The following is a 20,707-nucleotide window of genomic DNA, read 5'->3' on the forward strand; positions in this document are numbered from 1 at the left end:
GGCGCGGCTGCGTACCGGATGGTCAGTAGGCGTCGAGCGGCCAGACAGGTTCTGAACTGCCCAGTTTCGACGCAGGCAAATCCCAGCGCATCGTCGCTTCGCCGACCCTCAGCGCAGGGTTGAGGCGATGGCCCGGCCCCCAGCCGGACGCCTCTGTCGCCGTGCCGTAATCCGGTGTTGCCGGGCTGATGGGTGAAGCTTCTGCGTCGTCTTTGCCGAGCACGGCCAGAAGTTCGGCGGTGCGCGCCAGAGAGAGATGCGCGTGCATGATGGAATTGCCTGACGCGGCCTCGGCCAGTGCGGACAGGACGGCAGCCGCCATCAGATAGCCGGTCGCGTGGTCCAGAGCCTGAACAGGCAACGGGGTCGGCTTGTCCGCGTTCGCCCACTCCATCCCGGCATGGGCGATACCCGCGCTCATCTGGACAAGGCTGTCAAACCCGCGCCGGGTCGACCATGGACCTTGCCAGCCATAGGCATCCAGCGTGACTTCGATCCGGTTCGGAGCCAGCTCGTCACGTTTGGCCCGGGTCAGACCCAGTGCCTCCAGCGCGCCGGGTCGATACCCGTGTACGAACACATCCGCCTGAGCCAGCAACCCATGCAATCGTTCAAGGCCGGTTTCGGATTTCAAATCAAGATAGGCGCAGCGCTTTCCCAGAGATATGTCGGGGATCACCCCCGGTTCATCCCAGCCAGGTGGGTCGATGCGCAAGACCTCGGCTCCGAACCCTGCAAGCGTTCGCGTAGAAACCGGGCCGGCCAGAACGCGCGTCAGATCCAGCACCCGCAACCCGGCCAAAGGCCGATCAGCGGTGGCCCGAGGTCTGTCGCGCAGGTTGACATAGCGCGGTCCCTGCCAACCGATCAAAGGGTCGCGCGACACGGCGCGGCCTTGTGGGTGATCAAGCCATTCCGTCCGGCTGCGCATGGCAGCGGCCACCCCACCTTCGGCAACAACCGCCGTTTCCAGATCCGATACTGACCAAGATCTGACGGCTTTTGCCACGGCTTCACGCTCTGGCCGGGTGCCAAGGACTTTCAACGCGGCAGAGCGATGGCGGGGCAGGTTTGTGTGCAGCCTGATCCAGCCATCAGCGGCTTTGTAGTCGCCCGCGACCGCATCCCACAAACTGGGCATGTCCCAACCATCCGGCTTGAAGGAATAGCCGAACCACAGAGATGCCAGCCGATGATCGATCGAGACTTCGGGTGCCTTCGTGGACAGGTTGAGCGCCTGGATCAGCTGGGCCATTTCCCGCCCCACGGCTGCGAAACTGGCGGTGGCCAGTTCGGAAACGGCAAAGGCGCTTGGCAGCATACCGGCACCGACCCTGTGATAGCTGCCGGCAGCGGGAAGAGTGGCCAGCAGACTCATTGCTGATAGGGGTCGAGACTGTCGCGCAGCCCGTCACCAAGGAAGTTGAACGCCAAGACCACGACAATGATCGGCAGCATCGGGATTGCCGTCCAGGGATAGATCTCGATCGACGCGAGGTTCTGCGCGTCATTCAGCATCACGCCCCAACTGACCGCAGGTGCGCGCAGGCCGAGGCCAAGAAAGCTGAGCGCTGTTTCCCCAAGGATCATGGCCGGGATCGACAAAGTGGCCGACGCGATCAGGTGCGACATGAAGTTGGGCAGCAGGTGCTTGCGGATCACACGGCCCGAACTTGCCCCCATCATCTCTGCGGCCCGGACATATTCCTCTTCCCGCAAAGACAGGAATTTTGCGCGAACCGAGCGCGCCAGGCCCGGCCAGTCGAGGATGCCCAGAATGATCGAAATGATGAAGAACACCGCGACCGGGCTCCAGTTCGAAGGCACGGCGGCGGAAAGGGCCAGCCACAGAGGCAGTTCCGGCAACGAACGCAGGATTTCGATGACACGGTTGATGGTCCAGTCGATACGTCCGCCGAAATAGCCGGCCATCGAACCGAACAGGATGCCAAGAAAGAAGGACACCGAGATGCCGATCAGCCCCACCGTCAAAGACAGCTGTGCGCCATAGAGAATACGGCTGAAGATGTCTCGGCCCAGCCGGTCGGATCCCCACAGGAACAGCGTTGTCCCCTCTGGCGGGCAGAACAGGTGTGTGTCCGACGGTACGAAACCGGCCAGCTTGTATTCAGAGCCTTCGCAGAAGAACCGGATTGGGCGCGGGTCTTCGGTGTCGGGGACGAACTTCCATTGGAAGGTTTCAAGGTCCGCCTCGGCGACGATCGGATAGACATGTGGGCCGATGAACTCGCCCTCGTGAAACCAGTTTACCGATTGTGGCGGCGCGTACAGGTGCTCTCCGTTTCGGTCATTTGGCCCGTAAGGCGCAATAAACCCGGCAAAGGGCAGCATTAGATAACAAAACAGCAGGAAAATGCCCGAGATTAGGCCCAGCTTGTGGGTTTTGAACTTGCGCCAGACCAGAACCCAGTTGGGGGCATCCAGATCGGCGCGTTCCAGCTGCTGAATCGAGGCCTGCGGATCAAACGGCGCGTCATCGACATAGCGGTTGTCAGGACGATCAGTCATGCCTCGCGCCCCTCATACCGAATGCGCGGATCCAGCATCACCAGCAGGATATCCGAAATCATCGTGCCGATCAGCGTCAGCAGGGCGACGAACATCAGGATGAACGCCGACAAGAACTGATCCTGCGTCTTCAAAGCAGTCAGCAGTGTGGGGCCGATGGTTTGTAGGCCCAGAACGACCGATACCAGAACCGAGCCGGACACCATCGACGGCAGCAGGTTGCCGATATCGGCGACAAAGGGGTTGAAGGCCACCCGCAGGGGATACTTGGTCAGCATTCGTGACGGGGCCATGCCCTTCGCGATGGCGGTTTCCACATAGGGTTTGCCGAGTTCGTCCAGCATGTTCGCGCGCAGACGCTGCATCATCGCCGATGCCCCTGAAGTACCGATGACGAAGGTCGGTACGATCAGGTGGATGAGGATGGACTTCAGTTTCTCCCAACTCATCGGCTGGCCTTCGAAACTCGGATCCATCAAGCCCCCGATCGGCAGGTTGAAATACTGGTGGCCATAATAGAACAGGATCAGCGCCAGCAAAAAGTTCGGCGTTGCTAGCCCCAGATATCCGACGAAGGCCGAGGTATAGTCGATCCATGTCCGGGACCGCGCGGCGGCGATAACGCCCAGTGGCAATGCGACGGCATACACAAACAGGATTGCAGCCAGATTGACCACAACCGTCAACCAAAGCGTGTCACCGACGATTTCGGAAACGGGACGGTCGAATTCAAAGGACCACCCGTAATTGCCCTGAATCAACCCGGAAAACCCGTGCGGTCCGGGCCAGAATCCCATCCAGATCAGGTATTGTTCCCACATCGGACGGTCCAGAGCGTATTCAGCGCGCAGAAACTCTGCCTTTGCGACACCTGCGGACTGGCCCGAGGCCTGAAGTTCAGCGATCTGGTTGCTCAGATAGTCGCCGGGCGGAAGGTTGATGATTACAAAAACCAGAACCGAGACCACCAACAAAGTCAGCAGCATCGTGAAAAAGCGATACACCACGTAGCGCAGCATGATCATTTAGCTGCTCCTGCTCAGTCGGCGAAAAAGAATTCGTCCGGGCGGTGAATGCCGAAATGTGCACCGGGTTCCCAAGCCCACATAGCCTGTTCCGGAACATTGCGCAGGCGGTTTGACACCACAATGGGCTGGGGGGCGCCGTTCAGGATGCCAATCGCATAGACCTGATCGGCATGGATTTTCAACATCTCGGTCCAGACAGCTGCGCGTTCTTCATCGGTCGCGGCGATTTGCCATTCATGCGCCAATTCCATCAGGCGCTGCGCCTCTGGCATGTCGGGGGCCTCACCCGCTTCGCCACCGGTCTGATAGTGCTGCCCCCATTTTGGCCAGGCCAGAAACACCTGATCTGTCGGGGCCAGATAAGCCGGAGATGTATGCGCCTGTGGAATACCGTCATCCCAACCGAACCAGACGGACGCCATGGAATTGCCCGCGAAAACGCGGTTGCGCAGGATGTCCCTGTCCAGCGGGCGCATGACCAGTTTGACGCCGATTTCACGCCAGGTATCGGTTACGATCTGAAGCGCGTTTTCGACTTCCTGCCGCTCACCTGCGGTTTCGATAACCAGCTCCATCGGACGGCCGTCAGGCAAAAGGCGAATGCCGTTCTTGTCGCGCTGATCCAGACCAGCCTCATCCAAAAGTGCATTGGCCTGATCAATATCGTATTGTGCCCAGGCCGCAGCGTTTTCTTCACTGTAGAAGGGCGAGGCGGGAAGAACCGAGTTCGCGGCAGGGTGTGCGAGTTTGAAGTAAAGCGCCTGGTTGATGGTCTGCCGGTCGATGGCCAGCGACAAGGCGCGCCGAACACGAGCGTCCCTCAATACATTGCGCCAGACTTCATCAGAGAAGTTCAGGTTCGGGTAGATCGCGACCTGCGAGGCCACGCCGGTTTTCCACAACAGCGTTTTGTATCCGCCCTGTGCTTCGCCTTTCTTGAGGATCGACGCGTCTCGGAAGGCAAGGCCACGGCCTTGCAGGTCGCTTTCACCGGCGTTGGTCTTGGCGGCAACAAGACCGGGGGCGACGATCTCCATCTCGACCACGTCAATATAGGGAAGCTGCACCCCCTTGCTGTCGATGCGGTGATAATAGGGATTGCGCACAAAGCTGTGACGGATTTTCTTGCCCGAGCTGGCGTTCAGCCATGGCTGCAACGTGGGAAGTTCGTGGTTGTCGAACTTGTAAAGATTATCCAGCTTGTTGTGCAGCGCTGCCCAACTTTTGACCCGGGCATCTTCAACCTGAAAGGCAAGCTCTTCCGCATCTGCGTATTTCTCGTGATATTGTTTCAGAAAGGCGGCCGGCCGGTAAATAAAAGGCGGTCGTGCTTGTGCCAGAGATTGCAGAAAGTTCGGGTTGGGATCATCCCATTCGAAGATCACCGTGGTCTCATCAGGAAACGTGACCGTGGGCAATTTGCCTTCGACGATCAGAAAATCGGGTGGGCCTGACGGGCTGAGCAACTCGTTGTTGGCGACGTCTTCCCACCAATAGCGGAAGTCTTCCGAGGTAAAGGGTGAGCCGTCCGACCACTTGTGTCCTTCGCGCAGTTTCAGGGTGAATTTGCGATTGCCCTCGTTTTCATACGAGGCCAGCAGGTCGGGTACCAATTCGTAATCTTGGTTGAACCCGACCAACCTTGCATAGCCGTAGACAACCATCTGCCGGATATCTTTGGATCGTGTGACCATGGTGCGCAGAGTGCCACCCGGTTTCCCGAATTCTCTTCCTTTTGCGGCCAGATCCACAATCAGAGGGTCCTTGGGCAAACGCTCCTGCACTGGCGGAAGATTGCCGCTTTCAACCTCGGCGCTCCAGAATGCGCTTTCCTGAGGTGTCGGGATTGTCTCTGCCGCGGCGGGCAGGGTCCCTGAAAACGCCAGCATTGCGGCCAGCAGCAGAGGGCGAATGGTATTAAACATGGCAACGTACCTTATGGCCCGGTTCCAATTCCACCAATGAGGGTATCACGGTGTCCGAGAAACGAAAGGCTTCATCCCAACTGTCCGGCGCGCCGGCACCCAGAGAAACCAATTGAAGGTCAATCGGGCGATTGATGTCGGGTTCGGGTTGAGCGGCAATCAGCGCCTTGGTGTATGGATGGCGCGGATTGTAGAAAAGAGTTTCGGGCGGTGCCTGTTCGACGATCAGACCCCGCCTCATGACGGCAACTTCGTCAGCGATCCGTGCAACAACGGCCAGATCATGTGAGATGAACAGGTAGGACAGGTTCAGGCTGTCTTGCAGGTTTTCCAGCAAAGTCAGGATTTGTTCCTGAACAGACACATCCAATGCCGAGGTCGGTTCGTCGCACACGATCAACTGCGGGTCCAGCATCATGGCCCGCGCCACTGAAAGGCGTTGTCGCTGCCCTCCGGAAAACGCGTGCGGATAGCGTTTGAGCATATCACCCGTCAGGCCGACGCGCTGCAACATCTCGGCGGCTTTGTCACGCTGTTCGGCTGTTGTGCCGATGCGATGGATTTCCAGTGGCTCGGTCATGGCGTCCTGGATGCGCATCCGCGGGCTGAGCGAACTGTAAGGGTCCTGAAACACCATCTGCGCCTTGCGCTGAAACGCTGTGCGCTGGGCTCGGGTCATTTTGTGCACCGTGATCGGGTCGGCGTCGGGGGCGGTACGAAACAGGACTTCACCACCGGGGTCGGGCAATTCAGCCCCCAAGGCGATGCGGGCCGCCGTTGTCTTTCCAGATCCGCTTTCACCGACAATTGCCAAAGTCTTGCCGCGCGCCAGGTTCAGGTCGACTCCTCGGCAGGCATAGATTGCTTTGTCGGATTGCCATCCTTTGCTGGACCGCATGGTATAGGTCTTGGACACATCCTTCATCTGCAGGATCAGATCCGTGTCGGGCATCGGTATACCCACCGCATCCTGATCCGGTATTTCCGGCGCGGCATCAAAAAGCTGCTTGGTATACGGGTGTGCGGGCGCGGTCAGGATCGGGGCGGCGGGGCCGGCCTCCATGATACGTCCCTTGTGCATGACGACGACCTGCTCGGCCATGTTGGCGACGACACCCAGGTCATGAGTCACCAGAATAAGCGCCATGCCGGTTTCACGCTGCAATTCCTTGATCAGGCCCAGAACCTGCGCCTGCGTGGTCACATCCAGTGCGGTGGTCGGTTCGTCCGCGATCAGCAATTCGGGTTTGGACACCATTGCCATGGCGATCATGGCACGTTGGCGCATACCGCCGGACAACTCGAATGGGTAGGAGTCATAGGCACGCTGTGGATCAGGGAAACCGACGCGTTCGAATTGCGTCAGGACCTTTTTGCGCGCCGCGGACTCGGACAGCCCACGATGCAGCCACAAAACCTCGCTGACCTGATTGCCGATCTTGTGCAGCGGGGACAGCGATCTCATGGGCTCCTGAAAGATCATTGAAACCCGATTGCCGCGGATGTCGCGCAGCTCACGTTCGGAAACCGTGGTGAGCTCGCACATGCCCTTGGAATCGTTCAGGGTAATCGTGCCGCTTCGAATTTGTGCCGTGCGGGGCAGGATACGTAAGGCTGCGCGGCATGTGATTGTTTTTCCCGATCCCGATTCTCCGACAAGGGCAAGCGTCTGTCCGGCTTCGACATCGAAGTTCACATCCGTGACCACGGAATTGCCCGTACCAAAGCCGATGCTGAGGTCTCTTACGGACAACAACGCGCTCATGCGGGTTTTCCACCCGTTTGACCGTTCGATGACATCGGTTACTTCAACTCCCCGTGATTTTTTGTTCAGTGTCGCGCGGTTCCGCCCGACTAGTCAAACCCGTTCTTGGGCCGAAATGTCGCGAAATCGTGAAACTATGGGCTTCGTCGCTACACAAAGTCTTGAGATTTTGCCATCAAGGACGGCATCGGGCGCATTTATGCTCTCGAATGGTATCAAGGAGATATTTTCCGGTGTCCGAGAATCAAAGCCGTCTGGATCTGTTCATCGATCGCATGGTGTCTCAGCGCGCTTGTCTGGATCACGCAATCCGGCACACTGCGGGCATGACAGGTCCGGTGTTCGAATTGGGTTTGGGCAACGGGCGTACGTATCACCATCTTGTGCAGCACATGGATGGTCGCCCGGTCTATGTGTTCGAACGCGCGGTGGCCTCGCACCCCGACTCGACCCCGCCCGAAGATCGCGTGATTCTGGGTGATGTGCGGGATACCCTACCTGCATCGGTTGAACGGTTCGGTGCGTCAGCCAGCCTGATCCACGCGGATCTTGGCGGGCACAATCGCGAAAAGAATGACAAATTCGCGCGGTTTGTATCTCCGCTCATCGAGCCTTTGCTTGCTCCGGGCGGGCTGATGGTCTCGAGTGATCGGATGTATTTCGAAGGGCTGACCGAGATGCCGTTGCCCGAAGGCGCCGTCGAAGGGCGCTGTTTCATATATCGCCGCTGACCGAAAAGGAGTAACGGCATGATTTTCTACGATTGCTCCACTGCTCCAAACCCTCGTCGTGCGCGGATGTTCATTGCCGAAAAAGGATTGGATATCGAAACGCGTGAGGTCTCGATTGCGAAAGGTGAACAGTTGAGCGAAGCCTTTCGCGCTGTGAACCCACGGGCCACGATCCCGGTTCTGGTAACGGATGACGGAACCGTTCTGACAGAAAATCTGGGCATTGCGGCTTTTCTGGAGGCACAGTTTCCGGAACCGCCTTTGATGGGCCGAACCCCCAAGGAAAAAGGTTTGGTTCTGATGTGGAACGCGATCGTCGAACATCAGGGCGGGGCACCGATTGCCGAGGCATTGCGCAATGGACATCCCGCCTTCAAGGATCGCGCCATTCCGGGCCCTTCCAATCATGCGCAGATTCCCGAACTTGCACAGCGCGGGCGCGAGCGTGTGGCGTCCTTCTTTGAAATGCTGGAAACACGTCTGACGGAAAGCCCGTTTGTGGCCGGTGACGTGTTTTCCCTGGCGGATATCTCGGCTTTCGTTTTTGTCGATTTCGCCCGCGTCATCAAGATGCGTATCCCGGAAGACAACGCGGCCACCCTTGCGTGGTTTCAAGCCATCCAATCTCGTCCAAGCGCAAGTCTGTAAACCTGCTGAACCGTGCCGGGTTGCGTTGTGATCAGCACTGTACAGAAATGTCTAGACAGATGTGAACAGTGCCACTAGCGTCTCCTCAGATTCTGTTCAGGGGAGGTCGGGATGAAATCCCAATATCGCGTCGTGGTCATCGGAGGAGGCGTTGTCGGGGCCTCGGTTCTGTATCACCTGGCCAAGTTTGGCTGGTCGGATGTCGTCATGTTGGAACGGCGGCGGCTGGCGTCTGGGTCGTCCTGGCACGCAGCGGGAGGCATTCATGCTTTGAATGCCGATCCGAACATGGCGTCTTTGCAGGCCTATACCATTGATCTGCTCAGCGAGATCGAGAAGGAATCAGGCCAGAATATCGGCCTGCACATGACCGGTGGTCTGACGCTGGCGGGAACCCCCGAGCGGTGGGAGTGGTTGCAGGCCAATTACCGCATCTTCCAGTCCATAGGCATTGACGATTGTGAATTGCTGAGCCCGGAAGAGGCGCAGAAACGCTGCCCGATCATGTCCACCGACGGCATTCTGGGCGCGATGTGGGCCGACCGCGAAGGCTATATCGACACCACAGGCACCGTGCAGGCCTATGCCACCGCCGCGAAAAAGCGCGGTGCCGAATACTACGAGGAAACCAAGGTCGAGGAACTGATCCAGACGGCGGATGGCTGGCAGGTGGTGACCGACAGGGGCACGATCACCTGCGAACATGTGGTCAACGCCGCCGGCCTGTGGGCCAAGCAGGTGGGACGCATGGCAGGGGTCGAACTGCCGGTTTCTCCGCTGAAACACCATTACCTGATCACCGACACGGTGCCCGAGGTCGCCGCGGCCGATTTCGAGATGCCGATGACCGTGGATCTCGAGGGCTTCACCTATATGCGGCAGGATCAGAAGGGTGTTCTGGTCGGAATCTACGAGGTCGATCACGAACACTGGGCCATGGACGGCGCGCCGTGGAATTATGGCGAAGAGCTGTTCCAGGAGCAGCTGGACCGTATCGAAAACGAACTGACGCTGGGGTTCGAACGCTATCCGGCGATCCAGAACGTGGGCATCAAGACATGGGTGAACGGTGCGTTCACCTTCTCGCCCGACGGCAACCCTCTGGTCGGTCCGGTGCCGGGCAAGCGGGGCTATTGGACCGCCTGCGCGGTGATGGCCGGGTTCCTGCAAGGCGGCGGCGTCGGCAAGACGCTGGCCGAATGGATGATCCATGGCGAACCCGAGGCCGACGCGTGGCCGATGGATGTGGCGCGCTATGGCGATTTTGCACAGAACAAGCGCTACATCCGCGAGACGACGGGCCAGTTCTATTCCCGCCGCTTCGTGATGACCTATCCGAACGAGCAACTGCCCGCCGGACGGCCGCTGAAAATGGCACCGGCGCATGATGCGATGACCGAGGCAGGGTGCAAATGGGGCGTCAGCTGGGATCTCGAAGTACCGCTTTATTTCGCGCCGAAAGGGTTCGAGGAAACCCCGACGCTCAAGCGTTCGAACGCGCATGACATCGTGGCCGAGGAATGCAAAGTGATCCGCGAAGGTGCGGGCCTGCTGGATATTTCGGGCTTTTCGCGGTTCGAGGTTTCCGGTCCGAACGCAGAAGCTTGGCTGGACAATGTCATGGCCTCCAAGCTCCCCGGCCCGGGTCGTGCGAAACTGGCCCCGATGTTGGGTGAGGATGGACGCCTGAAGGGTGATCTGACGGTGCTGAATTGGGGCGACGGGACCTGGTGGATCATGGGCAGCTATTACCTGCGGGCCTGGCATATGCGCTGGTTCGACGATCACATGATGGATGGCGTCAATATCCGTGATTTGGGCGAGGAATATTGCGGCTTTGCCGTGGTCGGGCCGAAGTCACAGGCGGTTGTGGAAAAACTGGCGGAACAGGATATCTCGGGCTTGAAGTTCATGGGGTGCGGCGATTTCGATATCGGCCTCGTGCGCGCCCGCGTCGCCCGCATGTCGGTGACCGGAGAAAAGGGCTACGAGATCAACTGCCGCTATGGCGACCATATCAAGCTGCGCCGTCTCCTGCTGGAAGCGGGGGCCGAGGAAGGCATCCGCGAATGCGGTTTCAACGCGATGCTGTCCACGCGGCTTGAGAAAAGCTTTGGCATCTGGTCGGCGGAGTTCACGCAGGCCTACACACCGGGCATGACCGGAATGGACCGCTGGATCGACTGGGACAAGGACTTTGTTGGAAAGGCGGGCGCGCTTGCCGAACGTGACGGCAACGGCCCCGCGCAAATTCAGGCGACACTGGAAATTGATGCTCTGGACGCAGATGCCAGCGGATACGAACCGGTCTGGGCCAATGGCGAACGCGTTGGGTTCGTAACCTCGGGCGGCTACGGGCACTATACCGGTAAGTCACTGGCGATGGCCCTGATCGATCGGGACAAGGCGGAACCGGGCACGGAACTGTCCGTTCACGTGGTGGGGGTTGAACGTCCGGCGCGTGTGATCGCGCCGTCACCTTATGACCCCAAAGGCAAAGCGATGCGAGGCTGATCATGACTGCTGCAGAGCGCGGGCGCCGACGGCGGGGGCGGGGGGCTGAAGCCGCCCCGCAGCCCGGTCGCGATGTGAACTATCGCCAGCTCAGGAACCCTTTCCCACAGATGGAAGTGTTCCCGGCCGATCAAATCGCGGATATGCATGACACCGCCTTGCGGACACTGGAAGAGTTGGGGGTAAAGACCCTGCTGCCCGAGGCGCGGAAACTGTTCAAACAGGGCGGCGCGCGGGTGGATGAAGACACTGAGATGGTGTTTATCGGGCGCGAGATGGTTGAAGCCGCAGTCGCGTCAGCGCCCAAATCCATCGCCTGCCGCGCCGGCTCGCGGCGTCGCGATTTTACTCTCGAACTGGGCTCGCTGGTGTTTCAACCCGGAGCCGGTGCGCCGAACGCAACCGACCTTGAGCGTGGTCGGCGCCCGGCGACAGGTCAGGATTATCTGGAGTTTTTGAAGCTCACGCATCATTTCGACGTGTTCCAGATGATTTCGCCACAGGTCGAGCCGCAAGATTTGCCGACCCATCTGCGTCATTACTTCACGACTCGGGCCCAGATGGAACTGACAGACAAGTTTCCGTTCTTCTTTTCGCGCGGAACCCCGCAGGTGATGGACTGCTTTGAGATGCTGACCACGGCCCGCGGTCTTTCGGATGATGCGTTCCGGGGCCATGCGCATTGCTATACGATCATCAACACCAACAGCCCGCGCACCTTGGACATCCCGATGGCGCAAGGTCTGATCGACTTTGCCCGCCACGGCCAGATGTCGATCATCACGCCGTTTACCCTGATGGGCGCGATGGCGCCGATTACTGTGGCCGGGGCGATCACCTTGTCTCATGCCGAGGCCCTTGCCGCGCTGACTTTGACCCAACTTGCCAATCCTGGAGCGCCGGTCTGCTATGGCACGTTCACCAGTAACGTGGACATGAAGTCCGGCGCGCCCGCTTTTGGGACGCCGTCGCACTTTCAGGCATCACTGGCTGCGGGCCAACTGGCGCGGCATCTTGGTTTGCCCTGGCGGTCGGCTGCCGGATCGGCGTCAAACACCAACGATGTACAAGCCGCGAACGAAAACCAGTTTGGGCTTTGGGGATGCCTTATGGCCGGGGCAACGGTGATCATCCACTCCGCAGGCTGGTTGGAAGGCGGGTTGACGGTTTCCTTCGAAAAGCTGGTCTGCGACGCGGAAGTGCTGAATATGGTCGCCGAACTGTGCGCAGGTGCGCAGGCGGGGCCGTCCGAGATCGGGTTTGAAACTGCATTGAGTGAGGTTGAACCCAGTGGCCACTTCTTCGCATCAAGCCAGACGATGGAGCGCTATAATACTGAATTCTATCAACCGCATGTCCATGACTACGCCAATTTCGGCACGTGGGCCGAGCGTGGTTCGGTGGACGCGAACCATCGGGCAACGGATGTTTGGAAAGGCATTCTGAACGACTTCCGGGCGCCCGCTGTCGACAATGATCGGACAGGTGATTTACATGACTTCATTGCCCGTCGTACCGCCGAGGGCGGTGCCCCACCGGAGAGTTGAATGAGCCCGAAACCGATCCTTCATCGCGATGACCCCGAGGCCGAACCATTGATCGGCAACATCAAGGTCACGCGTGACGACTGGCTGAACGTGGCGATGGATGTGCTGATTTCGGACGGGGTGGACCAGATCAAGGTCCTGAACCTTGCCGAACGGATGGCAGTATCGCGGTCGTCGTTCTATTGGTACTTCAAATCCCGGCAAGAGTTGCTGGATGCATTGCTGGCGCGCTGGCAGGCCACCAACACCGCCGCCTTGGTCGCGCAGGCCGAAGCACCGGCCGAGACGATAACAGCGGCCGTCTGCAACGTTCATCGGTGCGTAGTGAACACCGATCTGTTCGATACTGCGTTGGATTTTGCCGTACGTGACTGGGCGCGAAAATCGGGCAAGGTGCGGCGTATGCTGGATCAGTCGGACGCCCGCAGGCTGAAAGCGCTGCACGCCATGTTCGCCCGCTACGGCTATTCCGAGATCGAAGCCGAAACCCGGGCGCGCGTGCTGTATTACATGCAGATCGGTTATGATCTGGCGCAATTGAACGAACCTATCGAGATGCGGCTGTCGATGGTGCCGCATTACCTTTACGCCTTCACAGGTGTCGAGCCGAAACCCGAGGAAGTTGAAGAATTCAGCGCGTATTCCCTGCGCTTTTGGAAAGGAAACCAGACATGAGCCAACCAGACGCAATCATCATCGGAACCGGCGTGATCGGCGCGGCCATTGCGTTCGAGATGTCCAAGGCGGGACGGAAAACCCTGTCGTTGGACCGGAATTCTCAGGTCGGGCACGGTTCTACCGCGGGGTCCTGCGCGATTATCCGGATGCATTATTCCACATTCGATGGAACCGCGTTTGCCTGGGAAGGCTACCACTACTGGCGCGACTGGGCCGAGTACCTTGGCTTGCCGAAAGACGCCAACCTTGCTCAGTTCCGCGAAACCGGCTGTCTGGTCATGAAAACCGAGGCGAACGGGATGCTGGAAAAACACATGCGCAATTCGTCCGAGCTGAATTGCCCGTTCGAAGAATGGTCAGATGAAAAAGTGCTGGAACGCTTGCCGGTCTATTCGCTGGACAGCTTTGCCCCCGCGCGCCGTATGGACGATCCTGAATTCGGCCAACCCAACGGGCGTAAAATGACGGGCGGGGTGTACTGGCCTCAGGCGGGTTATGTCACCGACCCGGCCCTGTCGGCTCAGAACCTGATGGATGCCGCGAAACAGCATGGGGCCGAGCTGCGCACCGGCGCTGAAGTCACGGAAATCCTGACCGAGGGCGGGCGCGTTTCCGGCGTCAAGCTGGCCTCGGGCGAGGAAATCCACGCCAAGGTTGTGGTCAATGTGGCAGGACCTGGTTCGTCCATCATCAACAAGATGGCCGGCGTTCTGGACGATATGACCATCAAAACCCGACCCTTGCGGCAAGAGGTCGTGCACGTTCCAGCCCCTGAAGGGTTCGATTTTGAACACGACGGAACCATCGTTTCGGACAGTGACATTGCCTGCTATTGCCGCCCGGAACACGGCAATCACATCCTTGTCGGATCTGAGGATCCGGAATGTGATCCGCATCAGTGGTGCGAGGACGATGTGAACTACAATCGTGAATTCACCGATCAATGGACCACGCAGGCCATGCGGTATGCGCAGCGTGTGCCCAGCCTTGGTATTCCATCGAAAACGCGGGGCGTGGTTGACCTTTATGATGCGTCTACCGACTGGATTCCGATCTATGACAAATCCAGCCTGCCGGGGTTCTACATGGCCTGTGGTTCAAGCGGAAACCAATACAAGAATGCGCCCATTGCGGGCAAGATGATGGCGGCACTGATCGATTACTGTGAAGGTGGCGCCGATCACGACGCGAAACCGTTGCAGTTCGAATTGCCATACATCAAGCGGACAATCGACGTGGGCTTCTACTCGCGCAAACGACCGATCAATGAGGAAAGCAGTTTCTCGGTTCTGGGCTAGTCGCGTTTCGCAAACGGTCTATGTCGTGTGTGGCTGTCAACAAGCCCGGCCCTGACATGACCGACCGAAAGACAACCGTATTGATCCTTGGCAGCGCCCCATCGGCGCTGGAGGCGCGGGCATGGTCGCGCGCGCCTTTCACGCATATCGTCGCCATCAACAACGCATGGCGCATCCGAGAAGACTGGGATTACCTGATCCACCCCGAAGACTTCCCGGCAGAGCGCCTCCCTGGAAAAGTTCTTGGCACTCAACACATAGTCACTGCCGACGAATACGTCCCAAGACAGAATGACTATGGCGGGTTCGTTTATGCCGGCGGAACGATGGCTTTCACGGCAGGCTATTGGGCCTTGTCAGTCTTGAAGCCGGATGTTCTGGCTTTTTCCGGTTGCGACATGATGTATTCAGGATCGGGGCGAACACATTTTTATGGAAATGGCACTGCGGACCCTTTGCGAAAGGACGTGACACTGCGTTCGCTTGAAGCGAAGGCCGCCCGACTGGGGCTTTTTGCAGCCGCTCAGGGGTGCAGAACCGTACGGTTATCCGGCGCGCCAAGCCGGCTGGTGTTTCCATCCGTCAACCTATCTGACCTGACAGCCGCACCGCTTCCCGATATTGCAGCCATGCACAGTGTGCAGCGAATGGAAGATGATCTTGGCTATTATGTAGCCTCGGGTCGGTATTGGGAAGTTGAGCACCGGTTCGACCCTGCTGCGATTGACGCATTGGATCGGATGTGGCTTAGGGCCTATCGGCTTGCCGTATCGGAGAACGCGGCCTGACACCGTTCAGGCGGCGGCGAAGGTAACCCAGGCCCAAACCATCGCAACATAAGTCAGGTTGTGCATCAACTGATCCAAACCTGCGGCGCGCCAAAAAGCGGGTTGCGTTGGCTCAAGTCGCTTTTTGTCTGAATAGCTGGCCTTGATGAAATCGATATTGAAATGGATGAACCATTCCAGCGCCCCGACAATCAGAATAAAAACCAGCGGCGCGCCGAACACCAAAAAAACGACGATAGAACCCACAACATGCACAGCGGCATGTTGCGCGCGTCCCAAGTGAAAATACTCACCCCGACCGGAAAGCATCTTCGGTGTCTGGAGGTAGTAGTCAGCGAACATATGCTTGATCAGCAAAAGACAAAGCATAAGAAACACTGCGCCAATACTGGCAGTCAAAAGAACCCTCCCGATATCGTTCTGACGCCAACATTAGGCAATAAAACGGGCACGCGTAAATGAACTAGTTCACATTCGGTCAAGAAATTTTCCAAAAGGGAAAAATTTGCTTATCCTGTCTGGATGATATTTGATTCATGCTGTTGAAATTGCATGCATTGCGTTTAATCCACGTCGAAGGTCAGCAGCAGGGGCAGGTTCCATAGAACGCACAATTTTCCGCTTTATCTGGAAATACTCCAAGCGCGAACAGCTGGTCCTGCTGGCCGTGACGGCGACGCTGTTTCCTTTGCTGTATCTCACACTTGAGTTGCCAAAACGAATAATCAATGACGCGATCGGGTCGTCCACCTCTGAGGTGACGATCTGGGGCTATTCCATGTCGCAGACCAATTTTCTGGTTGCTCTGTGCTTTGCCTTTCTGGCGGCCGTGCTGTGCCATGGCCTGATGAAAATGCGCATCAATACCATGAAGGGCGTGCTGAGTGAACGGATGCTGCGGCGCTTTCGCTATCAGTTGATCAGCCGGGCGCTGCGCTTTCCTCAACCCTATTTCGAGCGTGTCAGCCAGGGTGAAATGGTGTCAATGATCACCGCCGAAAGCGAGCCGATGGGCGGCCTGATGGGCGACGCGATCAGCCAGCCGGTTCTTCAGGCTGGCCAAATGATCACCATACTTTCCTTCCTGTTCCTACAAAGCGTCTGGTTCGGGCTGGCCGCCGTGGCGCTGATACCCTTGCAGGCCTGGTTGATCCCCAAGCTGCAACGCCAGATCAACCTGCTGAACAAGAAACGCATTCAGGAGGTTCGAGTTCTGGCGGCGCAGATTGGCGAGAACGCGGCGGGCGCGTCCACCCTGCGGACCAATGGCGGCTGGCGTTTTCGCCGGTCGATGATCTCAGAGCAATTGGGACGCCTGTTCGGCATCCGTTTCGAGATCTATCAAAAGAAGTTTTTCATGAAATTCCTGAACAACTTCATCTCGCAGCTTACACCGTTCATGTTCTATCTGGTTGGTGGTCTGTTGGTGCTTCAGGGCTCGGTTTCGCTGGGGGCGCTGGTTGCCGCATTGGCTGCGTACAAGGATCTCAGCTCACCTTGGAAGGAACTGCTGACCTATTACAACCAGACCCAGGACATGTCGCTGCGCTGGGATGTGGTCATTGACCGTTTTGCCCCGGCCGGAATGCATGATGAAACCTTGTTCGAAAGTGAACCCTCCGAGTGGCCACACCTGAACGGCGACATCGTGCTGGACCACGTTTCGGTGCGTGACATGGATGGCAATCAGGTGCTTGATGATCTGGACCTCAGTTTTCCTGCCGGAAAGACAATTGGGATCGCCGCCCCCAGCGAGGAAGATCGACGCGCCATCGGCGAATTGCTGACACGGGAAATACGCCCCAGTGCTGGCCAGGTTCGGATCGGAGATCTGAAACTGGCCGAGTTGCATCAGGTGGTTGTCGCCGCGCGTATCGGGTATGTCACATCACGCCCTGTCATGTTCCAGGGTACGCTGGGCGACAACGTGATGATGCCGATGCGGTTCAAACCGCTGACTGACCCGCCGGACGACCCGGATTTTCTCGAAACCTTGAGGGCAGGCAACAGTGCCGATCCGTTTGGGGCGGAATGGCTGGACCCAACTCTGGCCGGCTTTCAGGACGCCACAGAACTGCGTGCCTGGTGGTTGCAGTTGATTGATGGAATGGGGTTTGGCGCAGCGCTGTTCCAACGGGGCGCCGAACAAAGCTTCGATGCGGCCGAGCATTGTGAACTGGCAAAGAAACTGATCGAGCTGCGCCCGGTCGTGCAGCAGGCCGTTCGGGATGCCGGGCTGGAACAACAGGCGCTTGTCTTTGACCGGAACACCTATAACGCGGCCCTGCCCGTGGCTGAAAATCTGCTTTTCGCAACGCCACGTGTTCCTGTGACACAAGCTTTGCTTGCGCAACAAAAGGTCTTTCTCGGACAATTGCGTGAACTGGGGCTGGACGAGACATTGATCGCGTTGACCCGCGACGTGATCGACATGCTGCGCCAGATCTTCGGGATGGATGGAACCGACCACCCGTTATTCCAAAAGCTTGGTCTTGATGCAAAAACCTATGAAATTGCGGTGGATCTGGTGGACCAGACCCGCAAAGAAGGTTCGGACGGGCTGGATGACGAACAGCTTGCCAACATGTTGGCGGTGCCATTTGTGATCTCTGCCGAACAGATCGGACCTGCGTTCACGGATGAACTGAAGGATCGCATCCTCGAACTCCGGCACAGCCATTCCGAGAAACTGATGGAGCGTTTGCAAGACGTCTTCGTTCCATTGGATCCGAACGTCTTTGCGCCCGGATTGACGGTCATGGAAAATGCGCTGTTCGGAAAAGTCAGCCAGATTGGCGGTTCCCGTTCGGACGAAGCCCGCAAGGTGATAGTGGATGTGTTGGCTGAAAACGGCGCGCGCCCATTGGTCACAGAGCTGATCTATGATGTCCAGGTTGCTCTCGGCGGTCAGAATCTTCCGGCGGTGTTTGCCGAACCCTTGGCCTTTACCCGAGCGACGATCAAGAAACCTGACATCCTGATTCTGGAAAACGCGCTGGCCAGCTACGACATGAAAACGCAGGTGGCGGTCTATAAACGGCTCCGTGAACTGCTGCCGGACACCACCGTCGTCTATCTGAATGATCAGTTTGAAAACCCCGGTGCATTCGATATGTATGTGGAAATCCGGCAAGGTCGTGTGGTCTCGGACGGAGGGCCTGTGGCGGTGGAGGAAGACAGTGCAGCATCGGCGGATTTGACGCGGAAACTGCGCGCTCTGGAACAAACCCCCTTGTTTTCGGGTCTGGACCGGCGTCAGCTGCGCCTGCTGGCCTTTGGTGCGCGCTGGTTTGATGCCGCGCCGGGGCAGGTGGTGTTCTTGAAAGATGACCAACCCACCGACGGTGCCTATGTGGTGCTGGAGGGCGAAGCAGGTTTGTATCTGCCGCAAGAACAGGGGCCTGACCAATTGATCACCAAAGTCGGGCCTGGTGCTTTGGTCGGAGAGTTGGGCCTGATCAGAAAAGAACCACGTGCGCTGAGCATGGTGGCGGAAACCCAGCTTTCCTGCTTGCGGATCGGTGAAGAAGAATTCCTTGCCGTTGTGGAAAACGACGCGGCGACCGCATTCAAGCTGTTGCAGGTTATCGCCGGCTATGTGTCCAATTAGCGATCAAGAGTCCGTGTTGCAGAACAAATCATAAAGCAGGCGGATCACTTTTTCCGTGGCACCGTCGCGCAATGAATAATAGACCGTTTTGCCTTCCCGGCGCGTCGAGACCAACTCTTCCTCGCGCAGGCGTGCCAGCATCTGGCTGACGGCAGCCTGCCGCAGCTGAAGCAGCTCTTCAAGTTGGCCGACGGATTTTTCACCACCGCCAAGATGGCACAAGATCATCAGGCGCCCTTCATGTGCCAGTGTTTTAAGAAATGCAGCCGCGCGTGCAGCGTTGTCTTTCATGTCCGGCGGAGCGTCTGTTGGGTGTGCCTGAGGTTCGGTTTCGTTAAGTGCCACTTTCGGACCGTCATATCGCGTTTCGTGATGCCAATATGCATCAAGGCCATTTGTATTGTCACCCCTCGGTTGCCGGGGCGCCCCCTTGAAAAGCGTTGCCTTCAACGTAATCGCATGGGTCCTCCTGCATTTGCAGATGCAACCCGTCGCCGTCATATGGGTGCGCGCGGGCCAGGTCTTCATCGACATCGATCCCAAGGCCCGGAGCATCCGGGGCGGCGACAAAGCCATTCTCGACCCGGATCGAGCCCTTGATCAGTAGATCGTGGAACGGTGTTTCGATGGTTTCCAGAAGCAGCAGGTTGGGAATGGACGCCGCCAGATGAATATTGGCGGCCCATTCCACCGGACCCGCATAGAGGTGCGGTGCCATCTGCGCGTTGAAGACCTCGGCCATGGCGGCGACTTTCTTCATCTCCCATATTCCGCCTGCACGCCCCAGCGCCGGTTGCAGGATTTCGGCGGCTCCGGCGCGCAGGACGGCTCCGAATTCGGCCTTTGTGGTCATCCGTTCTCCGGTGGCAACCGGAATGCGTACATTGCGCGCGACGCGGGCCATGTCTTCGATATTGTCCGGCGGCGTAGGTTCCTCGAACCACAGGGGTTGGTATGGTTCCAACGCCTGCCCCAGCCGAATTGCACCGGCTGTGTTGAACTGGCCATGGGTGCCGAACAGCAGATCGGCCCTGTCCCCCACGGCCTCGCGGATCGCTTTGCAGAAGGCGACGGACATGGAAATGTCGCTCATCGCGGGCATGTGCCCGCCGCGGATGGTATAGGGGCCGGCCGGGTCGAATTTCACGGCGGTGTAGCCACGGTTCACCATTTCCGCCGCCGTTTCACCGGCCTGTTCGGCAGAGGTCCAGAAATCGTTCAGGTTGTGCTGGGGCAGGGGGTACAGGTAAGTATAGGCCCGGATCCGGTCATTCATCCTGCCGCCAAGCAGCGCATGCACCGGCCTGTCGCGATCTTTGCCCAGAATGTCCCAGCAGGCAATTTCCAACCCCGAGAATGCGCCTATCACCGTCAGGTCCGGCCGCTGCGTAAAGCCGCTGGAATAGGCGCGGCGGAACATGAGTTCAATGTTTTCGGGGTTTTCTCCCAACATATGCCGGTCGAACACGTCCTGAATGACATGACGCATCGCTACAGGGCCCACGGACGAGGCATAACACTCACCCCATCCCGTGATGCCGGTATCGGTCGTCACTTTGACAAGTATCCAGTATCGCCCTCCCCAGCCCGGGGCGGGCGGGGCGGTGACGATGACGTCGAGATCCTGAAGTTTCATCCCAAATCCT

16 protein-coding genes are annotated in these 20,707 nt (G+C 58.4%); 8 read left to right on the top strand and 8 right to left on the bottom strand.

Annotated elements, in window-relative coordinates; all coding sequences use genetic code 11:
* Nucleotides 1–22 precede the first annotated feature (22 nt).
* The 5 genes from I9184_RS13680 to I9184_RS13700 are packed head-to-tail and all read right to left on the bottom strand — an operon-like array spanning nt 23 to nt 7,247.
* The gene (locus I9184_RS13680; protein WP_209834854.1) at nt 23–1,378 is read right to left on the bottom strand and encodes a CoA transferase; all 1,356 of its coding nucleotides are present in this window, start codon (nt 1,376–1,378) and stop codon (nt 23–25) included.
* The gene (locus tag I9184_RS13685) at nt 1,375–2,529 is read right to left on the bottom strand and encodes an ABC transporter permease (protein ID WP_171724500.1); all 1,155 of its coding nucleotides are present in this window, start codon (nt 2,527–2,529) and stop codon (nt 1,375–1,377) included. Before I9184_RS13685 ends, I9184_RS13680 begins: the two co-directional genes overlap by 4 nt.
* Nucleotides 2,526–3,554: an ABC transporter permease gene (locus I9184_RS13690; RefSeq protein WP_152457137.1), complete on the bottom strand. Its 1,029-nt coding sequence runs from the start codon at nt 3,552–3,554 to the stop codon at nt 2,526–2,528. Before I9184_RS13690 ends, I9184_RS13685 begins: the two co-directional genes overlap by 4 nt.
* 14 nt (nt 3,555–3,568) lie before the next feature.
* The gene (locus I9184_RS13695) at nt 3,569–5,482 is read right to left on the bottom strand and encodes an ABC transporter substrate-binding protein (protein ID WP_209834855.1); all 1,914 of its coding nucleotides are present in this window, start codon (nt 5,480–5,482) and stop codon (nt 3,569–3,571) included.
* On the bottom strand, nt 5,475–7,247 hold the full coding sequence (locus I9184_RS13700; protein ID WP_171636699.1) for an ABC transporter ATP-binding protein: 1,773 nt from the start codon (nt 7,245–7,247) through the stop codon (nt 5,475–5,477). Before I9184_RS13700 ends, I9184_RS13695 begins: the two co-directional genes overlap by 8 nt.
* A 209-nt stretch (nt 7,248–7,456) precedes the next feature.
* On the opposite strand from I9184_RS13700, the gene I9184_RS13705 reads away from it, so the two are divergent.
* From I9184_RS13705 to I9184_RS13735, 7 genes are all read left to right on the top strand, one after another.
* Complete coding sequence (locus I9184_RS13705) at nt 7,457–7,978, top strand: class I SAM-dependent methyltransferase (protein WP_171636701.1); 522 nt, start codon at nt 7,457–7,459, stop codon at nt 7,976–7,978.
* Between the two features lie 18 nt (nt 7,979–7,996).
* On the top strand, nt 7,997–8,626 hold the full coding sequence (locus I9184_RS13710) for a glutathione S-transferase (RefSeq protein ID WP_209834857.1): 630 nt from the start codon (nt 7,997–7,999) through the stop codon (nt 8,624–8,626).
* 111 nt (nt 8,627–8,737) lie between these two features.
* The gene (locus I9184_RS13715; protein ID WP_209834859.1) at nt 8,738–11,140 is read left to right on the top strand and encodes an FAD-dependent oxidoreductase; all 2,403 of its coding nucleotides are present in this window, start codon (nt 8,738–8,740) and stop codon (nt 11,138–11,140) included.
* A gap of 2 nt (nt 11,141–11,142) precedes the next feature.
* Nucleotides 11,143–12,687, top strand: a complete 1,545-nt coding sequence (locus I9184_RS13720; protein ID WP_209834861.1) for a trimethylamine methyltransferase family protein — start codon at nt 11,143–11,145, stop codon at nt 12,685–12,687.
* Entirely contained in the window at nt 12,688–13,362 is a 675-nt protein-coding gene (locus I9184_RS13725) for a TetR/AcrR family transcriptional regulator (RefSeq protein WP_171636708.1), read from the top strand.
* Nucleotides 13,359–14,663 carry an FAD-dependent oxidoreductase gene (locus tag I9184_RS13730; protein ID WP_209834863.1) on the top strand — a complete coding sequence of 435 codons (1,305 nt, stop codon included), beginning with the start codon at nt 13,359–13,361 and terminating at the stop codon, nt 14,661–14,663. Before I9184_RS13725 ends, I9184_RS13730 begins: the two co-directional genes overlap by 4 nt.
* A gap of 56 nt (nt 14,664–14,719) precedes the next feature.
* Nucleotides 14,720–15,451, top strand: a complete 732-nt coding sequence (locus I9184_RS13735) for a hypothetical protein (RefSeq protein WP_209834865.1) — start codon at nt 14,720–14,722, stop codon at nt 15,449–15,451.
* A 6-nt stretch (nt 15,452–15,457) separates the two neighbouring features.
* Here I9184_RS13735 and I9184_RS13740 read toward each other — a convergent pair whose 3' ends face one another.
* Nucleotides 15,458–15,850 carry a DUF3307 domain-containing protein gene (locus I9184_RS13740; protein WP_171636714.1) on the bottom strand — a complete coding sequence of 131 codons (393 nt, stop codon included), beginning with the start codon at nt 15,848–15,850 and terminating at the stop codon, nt 15,458–15,460.
* A gap of 214 nt (nt 15,851–16,064) precedes the next feature.
* Here I9184_RS13740 and I9184_RS13745 point away from each other — a divergent pair, with 214 nt between their 5' ends.
* A complete protein-coding gene (locus tag I9184_RS13745) occupies nt 16,065–19,061 on the top strand; it encodes a cyclic nucleotide-binding domain-containing protein (RefSeq protein ID WP_171724524.1) in 2,997 nt (998 codons plus the stop codon).
* A gap of 3 nt (nt 19,062–19,064) precedes the next feature.
* Here I9184_RS13745 and I9184_RS13750 read toward each other — a convergent pair whose 3' ends face one another.
* Together I9184_RS13750 and I9184_RS13755 are read right to left on the bottom strand one after the other, a co-directional pair.
* On the bottom strand, nt 19,065–19,352 hold the full coding sequence (locus I9184_RS13750) for a metalloregulator ArsR/SmtB family transcription factor (RefSeq protein WP_171636950.1): 288 nt from the start codon (nt 19,350–19,352) through the stop codon (nt 19,065–19,067).
* A 112-nt stretch (nt 19,353–19,464) separates the two neighbouring features.
* Nucleotides 19,465–20,697: a mandelate racemase/muconate lactonizing enzyme family protein gene (locus I9184_RS13755; protein ID WP_209834866.1), complete on the bottom strand. Its 1,233-nt coding sequence runs from the start codon at nt 20,695–20,697 to the stop codon at nt 19,465–19,467.
* Between the last annotated feature and the right edge of the window lie 10 nt (nt 20,698–20,707).

Origin of the sequence: Ruegeria sp. HKCCE3926 (assembly GCF_017872515.1) — a bacterium.
Lineage (GTDB): Bacteria > Pseudomonadota > Alphaproteobacteria > Rhodobacterales > Rhodobacteraceae > Ruegeria.